The organism is Nocardia sp. NPDC050435, from assembly GCF_040655395.1.
Classification (GTDB): Bacteria; Actinomycetota; Actinomycetes; order Mycobacteriales; family Mycobacteriaceae; genus Nocardia.
Map to the genome: position 1 here is coordinate 42,363 of NZ_JBFAJW010000017.1, position 15,782 is coordinate 58,144.

The following is a 15,782-nucleotide window of genomic DNA, read 5'->3' on the forward strand; positions in this document are numbered from 1 at the left end:
CCGGCGCCACCCGCCATAGCCTGGCGCGGTCGCGCCGACCGCGGCGGTCAGCCTACCTCGAAACGGGAGGACCGAACGCGGCAACCAGCCGTGGGGGCGGGAAGCGTCAGGTCGGAGGCGCGATCCGGGTGATGACGATCGCACCGTCGCGCACGGCCACGGTGACGAACTGGCGGTAGGTGCGCACCGAGGCGTCCGGGCGCATATCGGTGATGACGACGTCGAAGCGGCCGTCCGGCATCGGGGTGATCAGCACGCAGTGCCGGGTGCCCTCGGGGACCGAGGCGATGCCCTTGTCGATCACCGCGGCCGTGGGCACGGACGCGTCGGGAGCGGTCAGGGCGCGAGCCGCGGTGCCCGAGCGTTCCACGTAGTAGGCGTGCTGGAACGCCAGGATCGCGTCCGGGCCGGTCTCGGTGGAGCCGACTCCGTTGCCGCGCACGAACTGTTCGGTGCGGGCCGCCTCACACCCCGGGCCCCCGCCCAGGGCCGCGCCCGCGACCGTCGGCGAGGACTCGCCCGGGCCGGTGGCCTGAGCGGCGGTGTACACGGCGACGATGGCCACCGCCGCGAGCGAGGCGCCGCCCGCCACCGAGACGACCACCCACGGCTGCCGCCCGCGTTTGCGATGGCTGTGCGGGCGGGAGGCGCGGGCCGGCCAGAGCCGCTGATGCGGCTCCACGCGGCGCGCGGCCACCGGCTGCCGCGGTTCGATCCGGCGGGGTGCGGCGCGCTGCGGCGTATCGCGTAACGGACTGGTGTGCGGCTGGGTGGTCTCCCCCGGCGACGGCGCGGGCCGCTGGGCGAGCTTGCGCTGCTGCTGCGCCTGCTGGGCCACCTGGTGCAGCGGAATCATTCCCGGCCACAGGGGGACGCGGCGACCGGTCTGACGCGCACGGGCGTGACCGGCTGGTTCGGATGCGTACGCCGACGACATGTTCGCCACACTCCCTTGACCGACGCCTTCACGGCGACCAGCGGCATCTCCTCAATGCCGTTGCGCAGTACCAACATTGCATAACTCACCGGCGGATGCAGGGCAAATGGGGACACAACACCCCGGCGCCGGAGAATCTTCGGCCGCGCTTTACCCAAACTCGCACCCCCGCAACCTTTTATCTCGCTTTCGGAGAGCGCGCAGCTGCCCTGCGGCTACCCCCGTGCGCTGTTGCGCCGGGGATGCTGCCGCGCCCGCGAGCAGCGGTTTCATCGTCTGCCCCAGCGGCTTCGCGCGCCTCGCAGCGCGGCGGGCGCGCGATTTGCCGCGAGCCAGCAACCCGACAGATCGTCCTGGAGGCAAGGTGTTCGCGCGTCCGCTCCGATGTTCGACTTCCTCCGCCGGGTTCGGACACGCGGTGTCGCGCTAGATGATCGGGTGACGAACCGGACGGGGTGCGCCCGGGGGATAGATCGTGTCGTCCGCCCCCGGCTGGGCGGGCGCGGCCGGCGCGGTGGCCAGCCATCCGGCGGCGAGGGCGAGTGCGGTGGGGCGGTGCACGGCGAGGAAGCCGAAGGGGCGGTCGAGGACGCAGTCGAACAGACGGGTCTCGTGGGTGCGCGGCGGCGGCATGCCACCCGGACTGACGGCGAAGGCGGTGACCGCGGCGGCCTTGAAGCCGCGGGCCGAGAACTGGGCCAGGGCGTCCTGTTTGCCCTGGCTGAGGAACAGCGGGATCGGGCTGATGGCGGGGAAGTTGTCCAGTTCGGAGGTGGTGGCCGCGCGCAGGCCGAACACCTCGGGCTGGGCGAGCAGGTCGTGCGTCGAGCGGATGTCGAAGGGCGGCATCAGGATCCGCAGTTGATCCTGCGCGTCGACCCCGGTTTCGGTGCGCACGATCAGGCCCGGGGCTTCGGTACCGACCGGCAGATCGGTGCGCACCGGGACACTGCCGCCGAGCGCGCCGAGCCCGGCGGACAGCACCTCGCCGGCGGCACCGCCGAGCAGCAGATGCACGTCCAGATCGTTGTCGCCTTCGACCACGATGCGCGTCACGGGCGCCTCGGCGTCCAGGATCGCGACGGCATGTGCGTCCGGCGAGTGCCGCAGCAGCGCGATATCGTCGCGCCCCGCCCACGGCCCCGACCGAATCGCCAGCCGCGCCGGCTGAAACGGTGTGCGCCAGCCGGTCTCGGCGAACAGCGCGGTCGCCAGCACCAGCACGGTGGCGGCGGTGAGCCGCAACGGAAACTTCTCGATCATCCCGCCCGTCCGCTCCCGCGCCCACGCGTCCAGCACCTCCTGCCCACCCAACTGCCGCACCACCCCCTCGGGCAGACCCCGCACCCACTCCGATCGCAACGGCAGATCCGCGCGCGCCCACACCCCGAGCGCCGCCGCGACCGCCGCCGAATCCTCCAGAACAGCAAGCACTTCCAGCGCCGCCGCCTTCGCCTGCCCGGCCGGAATCCTGATCGCCCGCTCCAGCTCCGAGCGCGCAGGCCCGCCCGCCGCATCCGCCAGGATCCCGAGCAGCGGCCACACCCCGACCCCGGACAGCACGAAATCCCCCGCCCCTGCGGAGCGGCACCACCGGGCGGTGAGCTGGTTGACAGCAGTGACATTCGAAGTGGCAGCTACAGACACGAACCCCAACGGTAGCCGCGAACCCGACAAGCCGGTTCGAACAGCTTGTCACGACCGCCCGCCCGGCTCCTCCCACGCGAACAAGCGCCAGGTGGGAAGTTCAGGTGGTAGTTCCACAGTGGCGGGATCGACGTCTTCGACGTGAATCCGGTAGTCCGGATTCCACTGCCGCAGCGCCGCAGCGAACCGCGCGATCACCTCGGCCGATGCGGTGTAGCTGATCGCGGGGTGCCTCGTCCCGCTTCCGATTCCGAAATCGACCCGCACGACCGTTCGGCGTGGCAAGGTCGGATAGTCGTCGGTGTTCACTTCGCCCCCTCGACGGTTGACTGAGTAAGCGCCCACCGCCAGGAATCGTTCGATGCGAGCCAAGTTCCGGCGGCGGGACCAGGTACCAGCGTTCCGGTTGTCCGAGCCGACGGACAGCGCAAAACTGTAGGCAAACAAGCCTCGGACTCACGCGGGGGAGCCGACGAACGAGCAGTTCAGGACATTTCGGCTGGCTGCCGGCTTGACACAAGCACAGCTGGCCGAGTTGGTGTGCGATCACGTCGAACGCGCCACCGGCCATCGACCCGCCACCGATGAACAGGCGATCAGCCGGATCGAATGCGGTGAGATCGCCTGGCCGAGACGTGCGACGCGCCAAGCCCTCGTGGCAGTGTTGGGTAGCGATTCGGAGACATCTCTCGGGCTGTATCCGAAGCGAACCAATCGTGACGCGACAAGGACGAAGCCACGAAGCGCAGACAGTTCTTTTCGATCGCGGGACTGGCCGCGCCGTTGCTGGGCGGCCGAGTTCCGGCGCGTGTCGGCGGGATCGACGTCGAGCGTATGCGCCGGAAATTCACGACACTGGCGGCGCTGGACAGCGAGCACGGCGGCGGTGACACCTTCCACCTGTACTTCACGGAGCTCGCCCGAACCGAGCAGCTTCTTCGTGTCGCCTCCCAGCGGGCCGACGTCACGGACCGCCTTGCCGAACTGGCCGCACAGCAGGCGCAGCAGGCCGGCTGGGCGGCCTTCGATGCCGGATTCGATGACATCGCCCAGAGGCTGTTCCACTACGGCCGCAGCGCGGCCCAGGCTGCCGGCAACCGAGAGTTGGAAGCGAACGCTCTGGCCCACATCGCCTACGCGACAAGAAGGTCCGAGTCGATCGAGGCCGCGGATGCCGCCTGCGCAACGCTGGGACGAAGCACGCCCGGCACCGCCGCGGCCATGCTCCAATCGCGTCGTGCATGGTCCCTGGCCACGGCGGGGAATGAGGATGGAGCTGCTCGGGCGCTCGACGCCGCGCGCTCGGCGCTGGATGGCGCCGACGATTCGCCCAGTTGGTATTCATGGATGAACTACGCCGAGCTCGACATCATGGCGGGGCGCGTCTGGTCGGTCCTTCGCAAGCCCGAGCGTGCCATTTCACCGCTACAGCGTGTCCTCGCGGACTACCCGGATGCCTGGGCCAGAGATAAGGCCCTGTATCTGACCTGGTTGGCAGACGCCTACCTCGACGCGGAAAACCATGCGCAGGCGCTGGACGCTGCCGAGCACGCTTTCACCCTCGCCCGAGAAGTCGCATCCGTCCGGCCGCTCGTCCGTGTTCGCGAGACCGCGCAACGCGCCCTTTCCGCCGGCGTGACCGGAGCGGACGACCTTGCGCGCCGAGCTGCTGCCGCCTGCGCACCTATTCCGCTGCGGTTGTGAACTTTTCGACCCACTCGGTGTATCGATCGATCGCCCACTCGACCGGAAAGGCGACGATCTCGGAGCCATCCGCCCATGGGTGCAACTCCAGGATTCGATCGGCCAGCCGATCCCTAGCGGCGGCCGACGTCTTCAAGGTCACCCGCCACTCGAGGCCTTCGCCCAACTCGTCGTTGTGCCAGAAGACCGACGTCGCCGGGCCGGTGACCTCCGCGCCGGCGGCGAGCCTCTCGGCGACCACGGTTCGCGCGATGTTCCGCGCATCCTCCTCGGTCGGCGTTGCCGACGTCACTGACCACACCCGTGCCGATGCCATGGTCCAACCCTAGGTCTTGCTGGACGCGGCCATCGGAATTCCACCCGGTACAACCGCCGCTACTCGCCCTCGGGATCCGTGTCAGGTCGGTGTCAGGCCGGTATCAGTTCGTCCGGCGACTGTATTCCCATGAGCAACGCAGCGAACGACACGACCCTCTCCCCCTGGACCGGCATGGTCACCGTCGAGGACACCGCGCTCGCGGTGAGCGACACCGGTGGTCACGGCCAGACGGTTGTCTACCTCAACGGTGCCTACGCCGACCAGTCGCACTGGAAGAAGGTCATCGCCGACCTCGGCCCCGGCTACCGGCACATCACCTTCGACGAGCGGGCCCGCGGCAAATCCGAGCAGTCCGCCGACTACTCCTTCGCGGCCTGCCTGCGCGACATCGACGCCGTCCTCGCCGCCCGCAAGATCACCGGACCGGTGATCTTGGTCGGCTGGTCCTACGGCGGGGTGATCAGCTGGCACTGGGCCGACGCCAACCCCGACCGCGTCCTGGGCGTGGTGACCGTGGACGCCTTCCCCTACGGACTCACCGGCGCCGAGGGGGCCGAACGCATCCGCAAGCTGTTCAACAAGATGCGGTTCCTGCTCCCCCTGACCCGCCCGTTCGGCATGGCCGCCCGGTTCAGCGCGGCTCAGCACGCCGAAACCAACATCGAACTCAACGAAATCGCCGCGGCCAGCGTCCCCGTCCTCGAACGCGCCACCCGCCCGGTGCGTTTCGTCCTCGCCACCGGCGAGAGCCTGGGCAGCCAGGACGACGAGATGGAGACCAACCGCGCCGTGCTCGACCCGATCCTGGCCGCGAACCCGAACGTGACGATCAGCGCGAAGGTTGCCAGCAACCACTCCAAGATCCTGCGCAAGGATTCGCCCGCGGTGGCCGACGCCGTCCGCGCGACCGCGGGCGCCTAGACCCGCCGGCTCAGCCCGCGCCTGGACCGGTGTGCCGGTCCAGGGCGTGCCGCAGATCGGCGTTGAGGCGCTGGGCTTCGGCGAGTTGGTCTTCCAGGATCACGATCCGGCAGGCGGCCTCGAGGGTGTTGCCGGAGTCGACGAGTTCACGCACCCGCCCGGCCAGGCGCAGCTGGTAGCGGGAGTAGCGGCGGTGACCGCCGGGTGAGCGTTGCGGGATCAGCAGTTCGGCGGCATCGAGGCCGCGCAGGAACGCTTGGGTGACGCCGAGGATTTCCGCGGCGCGGCCCATGCTGTAGGCGGGATAGGTGTCGTCGTCGAGCTTGTCCTGGGCGGAGGCGCCGGCGGTGGGGTCGGGATCGGATTGCTGCACAGCACCTCTCGAGGGTTCGGATCCAACGCCGACAAGCCCCGGCGCGTGTGCGCCGGGGCTTGTCGATTACGGAAGAGGGGATCGAAGGAATTCACTACGTCTCATCGACCGCGAGGGCCGATCTTGGTGCGCGTCCGACGTGTCCTCGGACGCGGGCCGATAGATGACTACTCAGTGACCACCTCCCAGTTCGTCTGACCTGCGGAAATTTTGTGTCGGGTCCCCTCCGGCGGTCCGGCCGAGTGCACCGGATTCTCTTCTCCGCCGGAGGGGACGGGCGGAACTTTTCCGGGCAGTTCACCTGCCCGGCCTGTGGACTTATCGACTGAACGACACCGACTGTATCGCAGCGACTGACGAATGTCTACATCCGCCACTACAGTTTTTTTGCGATGGGCAGGCTCGCCTATCTTCCCTGCCGATGGCTACTCCAAGGCACCGAGCGCTAACTGTCCTGCCGGTTCCGCGCCGCCCGCGCCCGCCGCTTCCCCTCGTGCATCGCCTGGACCCGGGCCACCGGAATGGTGTGCCCCTCCGCCAGGAGATCCGCCGGAAGAGCTTGGGGCGCGGGCATTTCCGTGGACCACGGGTCGTTGTCGCCGAGGAGGGCGGCGGCGGTGTGGACGGTGAAATCGGCGGGGGCGATGTCGTCCAGGTCGGACCAGGACAGCGGGAACGAGACCGGAGTGCCGGGCCGGATGCGGGGGCTGTAGGCGGCCACGACAGTCGCGCCGCCGGCGCGGGTGGAATCCAGGAAGACCTTGCCCTCGCGGTCTTCCACGATGAACGCGGTGGTGGCCAGGGCCGGGTCGAGCCGTTCGGCGCGGGCGGCGATGGCGCGGGTGGCGGCGGCTGCGTCTTCGATGTCGAGGCCGGAGACGAGTGGGACGAAGATGTGCAGCCCTTTGGCCCCACTGGTTTTCACCGCGCCCGCGAGTCCGTCGTCGGTGAGCGCCTGCCGGATGAGTTTCGCGGCGAGGACGGCTTGCCGGAACGGCTGCCCCTCGGGCGGATCGATGTCGAGGATGAGGTGGGTCGGGCCCTGGGCGCGATCGGCGAGCAGCAGCGTCGGGTGGTATTCGATGGCACGCTGATTGCCGAACCAGAGCAGCGTGCGGACGTCCTCGCCGAGCGCGTAGGTGACCTCGCGATGGGAGCTCTCCGCCCACACCTTGACCCGGGGCACCCAGTCGGGCGTGTACTTCGGCAGGTTCTTCTGCATGAAGGGTTCCTGCCCGGGCCGGATCCGCATGACCGACAGCGGCCGGCCGCGTAATGGCCGCACCATGCGGTCGCCGACGAACTCCAGGTAATCGATCAGATCGCGCTTGGTCGCCGCGGCGCCGTCGAACAGCGGCTTGTCGAGATTGGTCAGCTTGACGCCGGCGCGTTCTTCGTCAGCCATCGGCCTGCCTTCCCTGGATCGCGGTCTCCCGAGCCTACGACGCGGGTCCGACAACACGGCGGTGAACCGCGTGCCCCGAGGGCTACCGCCCCGACAAGTATGGGCACGTCAGGCCGTAATTTCCGGTCGCGGCGCCCCGATGTCCCGGGCAGAGGTTGCCGGGAGTGGAGAGTGTTGTGCGTCGTCTGGAAGTCCTGATGCTGTCGGTCGTCATGGCCGCGGCGGTGCTGTGGGGTGTGCCGAGTACGGCGGGAGCGGATCCCGCACAGCTCAAACAGTGTGCGGTGCGCACGGATCGAGGTTTCGAGACCGCGACACCCGAAGAGGTGGGCTTGGATTCGGCCGCGCTGGCTGAGGCGATGCGGATCGCGAACGATCCCACGCGCCGCACCGTGCACGTGTTCCGCAACAACTGCCTGATCGCGACCGGCGCCCGCAACGCCGAGAACAGCGGCGTGGCCTGGAATCTGTGGAGCAGCACCAAGAGCGTGGTCGCGCTGGTCGCCGGCATCGCCGTCGACGAGCAGCGGCTGCGGCTCGACGATCCGATCGGCGCCTACCTGCCGCCGGGCCTGGGCGACGCGGCACACCGGGCGATCCCGGTCCGGCATCTGCTCGACGAATCCTCCGGTATGCGGGTGGCCGTCGCCTCCGAGGGCATCACCGGCCTGGTCCAGCTCGATCCGAACGTGGTGGCCCAGGCGCTGGCGCTACCGGTCGATCAGCAGCCGGGCACGCTCTGGCAGTACAGCCAGCGCGCGGTGGACCTGCTGGTCTACGTGGTGCAGCAGGCCGTCGGCGAGGACTTCCAGTCCTATGCGCAGCGAAAGCTGTTCACGCCCTTGGGCATTCCCGAGTCGGACTACCACTGGGCCCGCGACCGCAGCGGAAACACCTACGGCTACGCCCATCTGGTGCTCCCGCCGGCCGATTTCGTCAAACTCGGGCTGCTGATCGGCAACCAGGGCGCCTGGAACGGCACCCAGGTGGTGTCCGCGGACTACCTGCGCGCGGCCACCACGTCCTCCCCCACCCACACCTGCTACGGATTCCTGCTGGTCGTCAACGGACCCGGCTGCGCGGGCTCGTTCCCCGGTTTGCCCGCGGACGCGATGCAGATGTCGGGCATGATGCGCCAGGACAATTTCATCGTCCCGAGCCTGGGGCTGCTGGTCAGCTGGACCGGCGTGACGATTCCGGGCGATTCGGTGAGTTTCCCGCACGACGTGCTGCGCGCGGTCGTCGGCGCGTTCCGCGCGCCGGCGCTGCCGGATCCGGGCCCGTATGTGACCCTCCCCGACGTCGCCCTGGCCGACCCGATGGTCTCCAATCCCGACCCGCTGCTCGGCACCCTCGGCATCGGCCCGGCCGCCGACCCGGCCTGCAATCTGGCCAGCTGCCTGGGCAAACCGCTGGCCCCGCCGTTCGGTGACTGGCCGCCCGGCTGCTTCGTCCTGGGCTGCCTCGGCACGGACCCGGCGACGCCGGGCATTCGTTGATCTTGAAAGCGGTTCGCGCGGAATATTTTTCAATCCGGAACGCTCGCTGTTCCGAATGGTGATGTGTAAGCATCGTCGTTCGAATGAGGTCATCCATGGACGCACAGCAGTCCGACATCCCGGCAAGAATCCTCCGCCTGCGCGCCGCCACCCTGGTCGCGTGCGCCGCACCCCTGGCCGTCGCCGTGCTAGGGGCAGGCGCCGCAGCCGCTGAGACGCCCCCCGCTCCGGAGTCCGTCGAATCGGCGCCCGCCGCGCCGGATCCGCTCACGGCCCTGCGCGCTTTCCTGCCGGTCGAGCTGCTGCCCCCGCCGGCGCCGGTCGCCGAGGAAACCCCGGCCCCGGACGTCACCCGGATCCGGATCGGCGATACCCAGGTCGACCGGCCCGAATGGGTCCCGGCCGACACCGCCGCCCAGATCAACGCCACCGCCGACGGCACCGAGGCGGCGCTGACCGAAGCGCTGCACGCGGGCGGCCTGGAGCCGGCGCGAGCCGCCCGGGTCGCGGACGACGTGCTCGGCGCGGCGGTGGTCGGCGCCGCGGTCGGCGGCGCCGTCGCCGCGCCCGTCGCGTCGGCGGGCGCGCTGATCGGCGCGGTCTCCGGGCTGGTCGCCGGACTGCCGTTCGCGCCCATCGGCCTGGTCGTGGTCCCGGCGATCGGGGCGGCGCTGGGCTACGCGATGGTCGCCGCGCCCTTCGCGGTGGTCGGTGCGGCGGCGGGCGCGGCGGCAGGTGCGGTCGAGGGCATGACCGCGCCGCTGCCGGCCGCCTGAACCGAACACGGGTTCGGTCCCAGCGGGGGTCAACCGGTGCAGGGGCCGAACCGTACGCGAGGGCAAGCATCCCGCTCTACCATCGAGAACAGATCGCCAACGGGTAGGAGGCAGCCATGGCTGCACCGAAACACCGGATCGTTCTCGCGGCGACGACGCTCGCCCTGGCGCTGACGGCGTCCTGCGGCAAATCCGAGCCGCCCGACCCGCCGCCGCTGCCCTCGCCCGCCCCGCTGGCGGCGCTGACCCTCACGATCGAGCAGCGCGTCTTCACCGTGGCCCCACCGATCAGTCCCGGCGCCGTCGTCACGGTCGTCAACAAGGATTTGGTGCGCCACAGCGTCACCAGCGACCGCACCGGGCTGTTCGACTACGAGATTCCCCCCGAGCAGACGATCACCTTCGTCGCGCCCGCCGAGGCGGGCGTGCACCCGTTCCACTGCAAATACCACGCGTTCATGGACAGCGCGCTCACCGTGCGGCAGTAGCGCGCTCAACCGCCGAAGAGCAGGTAGAGGCCGGTGAAGGTGAAGCCGACCATGACCAGCATCAGCGCGAGCTGCCCGGTGGCGCGATGGGCGCGCGGCAGCAGAGTCAGACAGCGGTCGTGGGCGGCGGTGACACCGAGGATGTGGCCGGTGAGCACGGCCAGAACCTTCAGCGTGGCCAGCACGGCCGGGTGGGTGGACAGGACGTAGGCGACCTGATGATCGGCCAGGCCCGCGATATTCCAGCCGCGATCGAACGGGTCGGCCAGCAATGCCAGTGTCGCCTGGCCCTTTTCGACCAGCAACGTCAGATAGTGGGCAATCAGGTAACCCGCGATGATCGGGGTGAGGCTGTGCACGAGCAGCCTGGGCAGCCGCGCGCGCTCGGCGCGCTCGAGCCCCGGGACGGCGCGGGCCGCGCGGACGAACAGAACCCCGACGATCGCGATGACGGTCAGCAGGCCCAGCGTCCGGGTCACCGTCGCGGTGAGAACCTCGCCGCCACTGCGGGAATCGAGGAACTCCCGCCAGGCGGGCAGGGCGGACAGGCTGTCGAAGGCGGTCGCGCCGAGCAGCGTCGCGGCCAGCGCCACCGCGCCGGGCAGCACCGGACCGGCCGCGAGGTTGTTCAGCGGCGCGCGCAGGACCGGGTGGCCGGAGCCGTCCCGGCCGAACCAGCTGACGCGCGCGAGCAGTGTGCTGTATACCTCGAACGGGTCGGCCCGCTCGGCCCAGACGCTGCCGAACAGGGCCAGCCCGGCGCCGGTGCTCAGCACATAGGCCAGCAGCCAGATCCCGATCGCGGTCAGCGAATCCGGTTCCGGCGCGGCCAGTTCCAGCCAGGCGAAGGCGAACAGGCCGAGCACCGCCGGGCGGTAGCCCCAGGATTCCGGGTAGGCGAGCGGTCCGGTCCGCGGGTCGCGGCGCAGCAGCAGGCAGACCAGGCGGTGCGCCGCGCGCAGCGGCGAGAGCAGTTTCCAGACCGGGCCGAACACCAGCGACGCCGTGGTGACGCCGACCCAGAGGTAGATGTAGAACACGCCCGGCGCCGGATTGCGTTGCGGGTCCGGCGAACCCAGCACGAGGATCAGTCCGAGCAGGACGGCGCCCGCGATGGTCGTCAGGTCGATGGCGCGGCGCAGGGGTGCGGCATCGAGGAACGCGGGTAGTCGCCGCCCGGGCGATTCGGGGTCCAGCCGCGGTTCCCGCCAGGCCAGCAGCAGGATCGCGAAGGAGAACGTCAGCGCCCAGGCCGCCCCGATCAAGGCGTAGGACAGCGGAATCGGCAGATCGTCGGCTCCGCCCAGTCCGTGCGCGAGCACGGTCACGGGCGTACCTGCAGGGTGGTGACCGTCTGGTCGAGCTCGTGCAATTCCACCGCCACCTGCCCGGGAACGCCGACGGTGAAACGGAACTCCTGTCCGGCCCGGGGCGCCACCGCGAAGGTGTGCGCCGGATCGGAGTGGACGTGCAGTTCATCGGCGGCGTCGCTGTCGACCCGCAGCACGATCGGCTGCCCCACCTTCGCCTCGGTCCGGGTATTGCGCGGATCGACTGCGCCGGAAGCGATCCGGATCGTGACGACAGTTTCCACGCCTCCGGGCGAGGAGCTCGGTTCGTCGGCGGTCGACCCGCACCCGCAGGTGATCGCGGCGGCCAGCGCCAGCCCCAGCGCCCACGGCGACCTCATTGTTCCTCCTCGCCAGGCCGTCGCGCGGACTCCCGGCGCTCGGATCGCCGATCCCGCATCGCGAGATAGACGACCACCCCGACGATCGCGAACGCGGGCGCGAACGCCGGAATGGCCAGCAGTGCCGAATGATCGGCAAGAATGTCGACTCCCGGCTCGTAGCTCATCCGCGCACCGACTCCGGTTCGGCCCGGCTGGTCCGCTGGAAGGCCAGGCCGACCCGCGCCGCGCCCCAGGACAGCGCGCCGATCAGGATGAGCGAGCAGAGCAGCACGACCAGACCCGCCGCGGGCATCAACCACGCGGGGCTGTCGAAGGAGCGTTCCCGTTGCAGCACGGTGATTTCGCTGACGAACGGCCGGGTGAACTCGGCGTCGGCCTTGACCTCGGTCGCGCCGATGCCCGGATCGTCGGGCAGGAACACCGGGAGCGCGGTCAGCGTGCGGCCGTTCTGCAGCCGCAGCACCGTCTTCCAGCTGCCGTGCACCGGAACGGGTTTCGTAGTCACGTACTGTCCCGGGCCGACGCGGCGCAGGTGATCGACGACCAGGCCGCGGCCCGGGCTCTCGACGCCCTCGGCGCGCCAGCGCCCCAGCACCTCGCCGGTGCCGCCCTGCCAGGCCAGCACCTGCAGCCACTCCGGGTCCTCGCGCACCAGATCCGCGGGCGCGAGGGTGATTTCGGCGGTCACCATGCGGCCGCCGTTCACCGGCTCGGCGTCCTGCAGGCGCACCGTCGCGGTGGCCTCGCGCGGCGTCTCGTGGCGCAGCCCGTTGGTGGTGGCGATCGCGGCGACCAGCACCGCGAGCACCACCACCGCCCGCCGGATCGCGGGGCGCGGCAGCGGGTCACCGTTGAGCACCATGCCGAGCAGCGCGCCCAGCGCACCGCCCGCGATGCCCACGGGCACCGCCATCGCGAGCAGCTCCGGCCACATCGACGCGGGCCACGGATCGACGAACATCAGGTCCACCCAGAGCGATTCGAGCCAGAGCCCGGCGGTGGCGGCGGCGAGACCGGTGCCCGCGCCCCACCACACCGGCTTGCGGATCAGCGGCAGCAGGGCCATCAGCTCCACGACCACCGCGATGCCCAGGTACAGCGGGAAAACGTTGTACGGCGCGCCGAGCCCCGGGCCGACGACGACCGCGATGATCGCGCGGACCAGGAACGCGAACGCCACCAGGATGAGGGTGGAGCCGCGACCCAGCGTGTAGCGCGCGGCCACCAGCGCGACCGTGCCGGCGGCCACGATCAGCATGGGGTGCAGCACCAGCCGGAATTGCGGTACGCCGAAGTCGAATTCGACCTGGAAGACCGAGAGCCCGATCACCAGGCCGCCGAAGGCGAAGCTGCGCACGATCCACATGAACGCGCCGTCGGCCCGGTCGGGATCCGGCTTGTCCAGGCGCCCTTCGAATTCCAGCAGCAGCACCGCGATCAGGGACAGGCCCGCGCCGCCGATCAGCATCAGATGGGTCGGGCCCCAGAGGGTCACGTCCTGGCCGAAGAGGCGGTGCCAGATGTCGTCGAGCGGGAAGCCGATCAGGGCGTACAGTCCGGCGCCCGCCATCAGCACGCCGCCGACCGGCGCGTGCCAGGTCCGGGTGATCCTGATCGCGGCCGGTCCGGGTTTCTCGTCCAGGGGCAGGATGACGGCGAGCATGCCCGCGATGAACAGGAAGAACAGCCCGACCATGATGAAGTAGTGCGCCGGGTTCGCCAGCGGGCCCTCGTCGCGGCCCTGGCCGATGTGCAGGCTGACGTCCCAGATGAAGCCGAGCATCGCGGTGAGGATCGTCGTGGTGAAGACCGTGATCGGCAGGGCCACCCAGCCGGGGCGGTTCGAGATCTGCCCCAGCCGGTCTGCCGCTGTCCGCAACCAGGTGATCCGGCGCGTGCGATGCAGATAGGCCACCCACATCAGCACGGCCGCGATCAGCGTCGCCGACGCCGTCAGAATCACCACTTGATCCAGTGCGGCGCCGCCGCCTTCGGTTCCGCGCGCGAGCAGGGGCCTCATCACGAACCGCTCTTTCCTGTAACCCGGAGTCTCTTGTACAGAGCGTATGCCCGAGATCACCGTTGGTATGCAGGACGGACAGACCTGGCGGAAACGGTCAGAACAGTTCGTCGAAACGCGCCGCCAGCACCAAATATTGCTCGGCCCAACCGCTGGATATCGCCAATTCCTGCAGCGGGCCGGTCGGCGCGAACAACACCGTCAGCGTGCGCGGCCGCTCGCCCCGCGCCACTGCGGCGACCAGCCCGTCGTACTCCGCCAGCGCCTCGTCGACGTCATCCCAGGTGGACCAGGAGAAATCGTTGTCCGGCAACACCATGTGCCGCCGCACCTCGCCCAGCAACTCCAGCAGCGTCATCGCCCGAGCCTACGGCCGATCCATGACACGCTACGAAACATGAAGCGCCACCTCGAGTTCGAGCATCTGCACAACTTCCGCGACCTGGGCGGCTATCACAGCGCCGACGGCCGCACCGTCGCCTGGCGTCGGCTCTACCGCTCCGACGCGCTGTCGAAGCTGCGCGGCGACGATTGGGAGCGCTTCCTCGAGCTCGGGATCGGCACCGTCCTCGATCTGCGCTATCCCTGGGAGATCGAAGCCAAAGGCCGCATCCCGCAGGCGGATCGGTTCCGCTACGCCAATCTCAGCATCGAGCACCGCCCCTACGAGCAGGCCGAGATCGATCCCGAGCTGGATCCGTGGCGATACCTGGCCGACCGGTTCGCCGAGGTCGCCGCCGACGGCGTGGTGGAGATCCGGGCCGCGATCGAGTTGATCGCGGCGGCGGACGGGCCGGTGGTCTTCCACTGCGCGTCCGGGAAGGACCGCACCGGCTTGCTCGCGGCGCTGCTGCTCGCCGCGCTCGACGTCTCCGAGGAGCAGATCAGCGCGGATTTCGCGCTCACCGAGTTGGCCACGGGGCGGTTGATCGCGGAGTGGGAGCTCGCGCATCCCGGGCGGGTGCTGCGCTGGCCGGGGTACGGGCGGGCACCGGCCGAGGTGATGCGGCTGGTGCTCGCCGATCTCGCCGGGACCTATGGTTCGGTGCGCGAATACCTCACGGGCGCGGCCGGAGTCGCGCCCGAGAGCCTCGAGCGATTGCGTGCGCGGCTGCTGGTGGGTTGACCACGTCAGGTCAGGGCGCGCAGGTAGCGACGCCGGTAGACGCGCTGGGCGATCAGCAGCAGCGGGAAGATCCGGCGCCACGGGCCGTGCGGCGCGGGCCGGGTCAGTGAACGCAGGGTCAGCGAGACCGTGCCCTCGGCGTCGCGGTGCACGATGAACGCCTCCTCGCCGGACACCGGGTGGCCCGGCTGGGTGCCGTAGGCGAAGCCGCAGCGGGTGGCGGTCTCGACGACCGCCACCACGCGCACCGGTTCGTGCACGGCGATCGGCCCCCACCCGGCGGTGATGCGATACTGGGCGTCGACGCCGACCCGCTCGTCCGGGTCGACCCGGAAACCGCTGCGGCGCTTGACGCCCCAGCGCAGGACCGATCGTGACGCGCGCTCCCAGTCGGCCTCGCCGTGCCCGACGACCACGGTCCGCTCGAACCGGCGGAAGCCGGGCGGATGGGCGGTCCAGGTCGTTTCGGCCGGAGCCGTCAGCCCGGCGGGACCGTAGCTCAGCTCGTTCATTCGCTGACCAGCCGGGTCGGGGCGGCCTGCCGCCAGGAGTCGGCGACGATGGCCAGCAGCTCGTCCCGGTCGTCCAGCGCGGCCAGCCGGACCCGCACCCAGGCGTTGTTCGCCTCGTGGGCGGCGATCCAGAACTTGCCGGGTTCGGCGAGCACGAGCTCGTCCCGGTCCAGGATCGGGCAGCGCACCGCCATGGAGGTCTCGGCGTCCGGCAGCGTCAGGAACAGTTTGCGCGCGACCCGGAAGATCGGCATTCCCCAGGCGAACTCCTCGGTCACCTCCGGCAGCGACAACGCGACCGTTCGAACATCATCCCCAGTGGCACTCACCCCGGCATTTTCCCAATCGCTCTACTGTCGTCG

The 15,782-nt window shown here is 70.1% G+C and carries 19 protein-coding genes; 6 read left to right on the top strand and 13 right to left on the bottom strand.

Annotation, left to right across the window (positions count from 1 at the left end):
* Positions 1-106: 106 nt before the first annotated feature.
* From AB0I43_RS37760 to AB0I43_RS37770, 3 genes are all read right to left on the bottom strand, one after another.
* Positions 107-856 (bottom strand): hypothetical protein, encoded by a 750-nt coding sequence (locus tag AB0I43_RS37760; protein WP_356976664.1) that lies wholly within the window; start codon positions 854-856, stop codon positions 107-109.
* A 507-nt stretch (positions 857-1,363) separates the two neighbouring features.
* On the bottom strand, positions 1,364-2,584 hold the full coding sequence (locus AB0I43_RS37765) for a serpin family protein (RefSeq protein WP_356976665.1): 1,221 nt from the start codon (positions 2,582-2,584) through the stop codon (positions 1,364-1,366).
* 48 nt (positions 2,585-2,632) lie between these two features.
* Positions 2,633-2,893, bottom strand: coding sequence for a hypothetical protein (locus AB0I43_RS37770; RefSeq protein ID WP_356976667.1), 261 nt, complete (start codon positions 2,891-2,893; stop codon positions 2,633-2,635).
* A gap of 525 nt (positions 2,894-3,418) precedes the next feature.
* Here AB0I43_RS37770 and AB0I43_RS37775 point away from each other — a divergent pair.
* On the top strand, positions 3,419-4,288 hold the full coding sequence (locus AB0I43_RS37775; RefSeq protein WP_356976669.1) for a hypothetical protein: 870 nt from the start codon (positions 3,419-3,421) through the stop codon (positions 4,286-4,288).
* Here AB0I43_RS37775 and cutA read toward each other — a convergent pair.
* A complete protein-coding gene (cutA, locus tag AB0I43_RS37780) occupies positions 4,269-4,604 on the bottom strand; it encodes a divalent cation tolerance protein CutA (RefSeq protein WP_356976671.1) in 336 nt (111 codons plus the stop codon). The two genes, AB0I43_RS37775 and cutA, sit on opposite strands and share 20 nt — an antisense overlap.
* Before the next feature lie 129 nt (positions 4,605-4,733).
* Between cutA and AB0I43_RS37785 the strand changes: the two genes are divergently transcribed.
* A complete protein-coding gene (locus tag AB0I43_RS37785) occupies positions 4,734-5,528 on the top strand; it encodes an alpha/beta hydrolase (protein ID WP_356976673.1) in 795 nt (264 codons plus the stop codon).
* 10 nt (positions 5,529-5,538) lie between these two features.
* On the opposite strand, the gene AB0I43_RS37790 is transcribed toward AB0I43_RS37785, so the two are convergent.
* Both AB0I43_RS37790 and AB0I43_RS37795 read right to left on the bottom strand, forming a co-directional pair.
* Complete coding sequence (locus AB0I43_RS37790) at positions 5,539-5,820, bottom strand: MerR family transcriptional regulator (protein WP_356977019.1); 282 nt, start codon at positions 5,818-5,820, stop codon at positions 5,539-5,541.
* Positions 5,821-6,346: 526 nt separating this feature from the next.
* Complete coding sequence (locus AB0I43_RS37795) at positions 6,347-7,306, bottom strand: ATP-dependent DNA ligase (protein WP_356976674.1); 960 nt, start codon at positions 7,304-7,306, stop codon at positions 6,347-6,349.
* Between the two features lie 164 nt (positions 7,307-7,470).
* Here AB0I43_RS37795 and AB0I43_RS37800 point away from each other — a divergent pair, with 164 nt between their 5' ends.
* The 3 genes from AB0I43_RS37800 (at position 7,471) to AB0I43_RS37810 (ending at position 10,069) form a co-directional block, all read left to right on the top strand.
* Positions 7,471-8,805, top strand: a complete 1,335-nt coding sequence (locus AB0I43_RS37800; RefSeq protein WP_356976676.1) for a serine hydrolase — start codon at positions 7,471-7,473, stop codon at positions 8,803-8,805.
* 95 nt (positions 8,806-8,900) lie between these two features.
* Positions 8,901-9,581 (top strand): hypothetical protein, encoded by a 681-nt coding sequence (locus AB0I43_RS37805; RefSeq protein WP_356976678.1) that lies wholly within the window; start codon positions 8,901-8,903, stop codon positions 9,579-9,581.
* A gap of 116 nt (positions 9,582-9,697) precedes the next feature.
* Complete coding sequence (locus AB0I43_RS37810; RefSeq protein WP_356976680.1) at positions 9,698-10,069, top strand: hypothetical protein; 372 nt, start codon at positions 9,698-9,700, stop codon at positions 10,067-10,069.
* A gap of 5 nt (positions 10,070-10,074) precedes the next feature.
* Here AB0I43_RS37810 and AB0I43_RS37815 read toward each other — a convergent pair whose 3' ends face one another.
* The 5 genes from AB0I43_RS37815 to AB0I43_RS37835 all read right to left on the bottom strand — a co-directional run bounded on the left by AB0I43_RS37815 (position 10,075) and on the right by AB0I43_RS37835 (position 14,140).
* On the bottom strand, positions 10,075-11,397 hold the full coding sequence (locus AB0I43_RS37815; protein WP_356976682.1) for a hypothetical protein: 1,323 nt from the start codon (positions 11,395-11,397) through the stop codon (positions 10,075-10,077).
* On the bottom strand, positions 11,394-11,759 hold the full coding sequence (locus AB0I43_RS37820) for a hypothetical protein (RefSeq protein WP_356976684.1): 366 nt from the start codon (positions 11,757-11,759) through the stop codon (positions 11,394-11,396). Before AB0I43_RS37820 ends, AB0I43_RS37815 begins: the two co-directional genes overlap by 4 nt.
* Complete coding sequence (locus tag AB0I43_RS37825; protein ID WP_356976686.1) at positions 11,756-11,926, bottom strand: hypothetical protein; 171 nt, start codon at positions 11,924-11,926, stop codon at positions 11,756-11,758. Before AB0I43_RS37825 ends, AB0I43_RS37820 begins: the two co-directional genes overlap by 4 nt.
* On the bottom strand, positions 11,923-13,782 hold the full coding sequence (locus tag AB0I43_RS37830) for a hypothetical protein (RefSeq protein ID WP_356977021.1): 1,860 nt from the start codon (positions 13,780-13,782) through the stop codon (positions 11,923-11,925). Before AB0I43_RS37830 ends, AB0I43_RS37825 begins: the two co-directional genes overlap by 4 nt.
* 97 nt (positions 13,783-13,879) lie before the next feature.
* The gene (locus AB0I43_RS37835) at positions 13,880-14,140 is read right to left on the bottom strand and encodes a hypothetical protein (protein ID WP_356976688.1); all 261 of its coding nucleotides are present in this window, start codon (positions 14,138-14,140) and stop codon (positions 13,880-13,882) included.
* Positions 14,141-14,179: 39 nt separating this feature from the next.
* Here AB0I43_RS37835 and AB0I43_RS37840 point away from each other — a divergent pair, with 39 nt between their 5' ends.
* Positions 14,180-14,908 (top strand): tyrosine-protein phosphatase, encoded by a 729-nt coding sequence (locus AB0I43_RS37840; RefSeq protein ID WP_356976689.1) that lies wholly within the window; start codon positions 14,180-14,182, stop codon positions 14,906-14,908.
* Positions 14,909-14,913: 5 nt separating this feature from the next.
* Here the strand turns inward: AB0I43_RS37840 and AB0I43_RS37845 are convergent, their stop codons facing one another.
* Together AB0I43_RS37845 and AB0I43_RS37850 are read right to left on the bottom strand one after the other, a co-directional pair.
* The gene (locus tag AB0I43_RS37845; RefSeq protein ID WP_356976691.1) at positions 14,914-15,420 is read right to left on the bottom strand and encodes a DUF1990 domain-containing protein; all 507 of its coding nucleotides are present in this window, start codon (positions 15,418-15,420) and stop codon (positions 14,914-14,916) included.
* A complete protein-coding gene (locus AB0I43_RS37850) occupies positions 15,417-15,749 on the bottom strand; it encodes an MmcQ/YjbR family DNA-binding protein (protein WP_356976693.1) in 333 nt (110 codons plus the stop codon). Before AB0I43_RS37850 ends, AB0I43_RS37845 begins: the two co-directional genes overlap by 4 nt.
* Positions 15,750-15,782 lie beyond the last annotated feature (33 nt).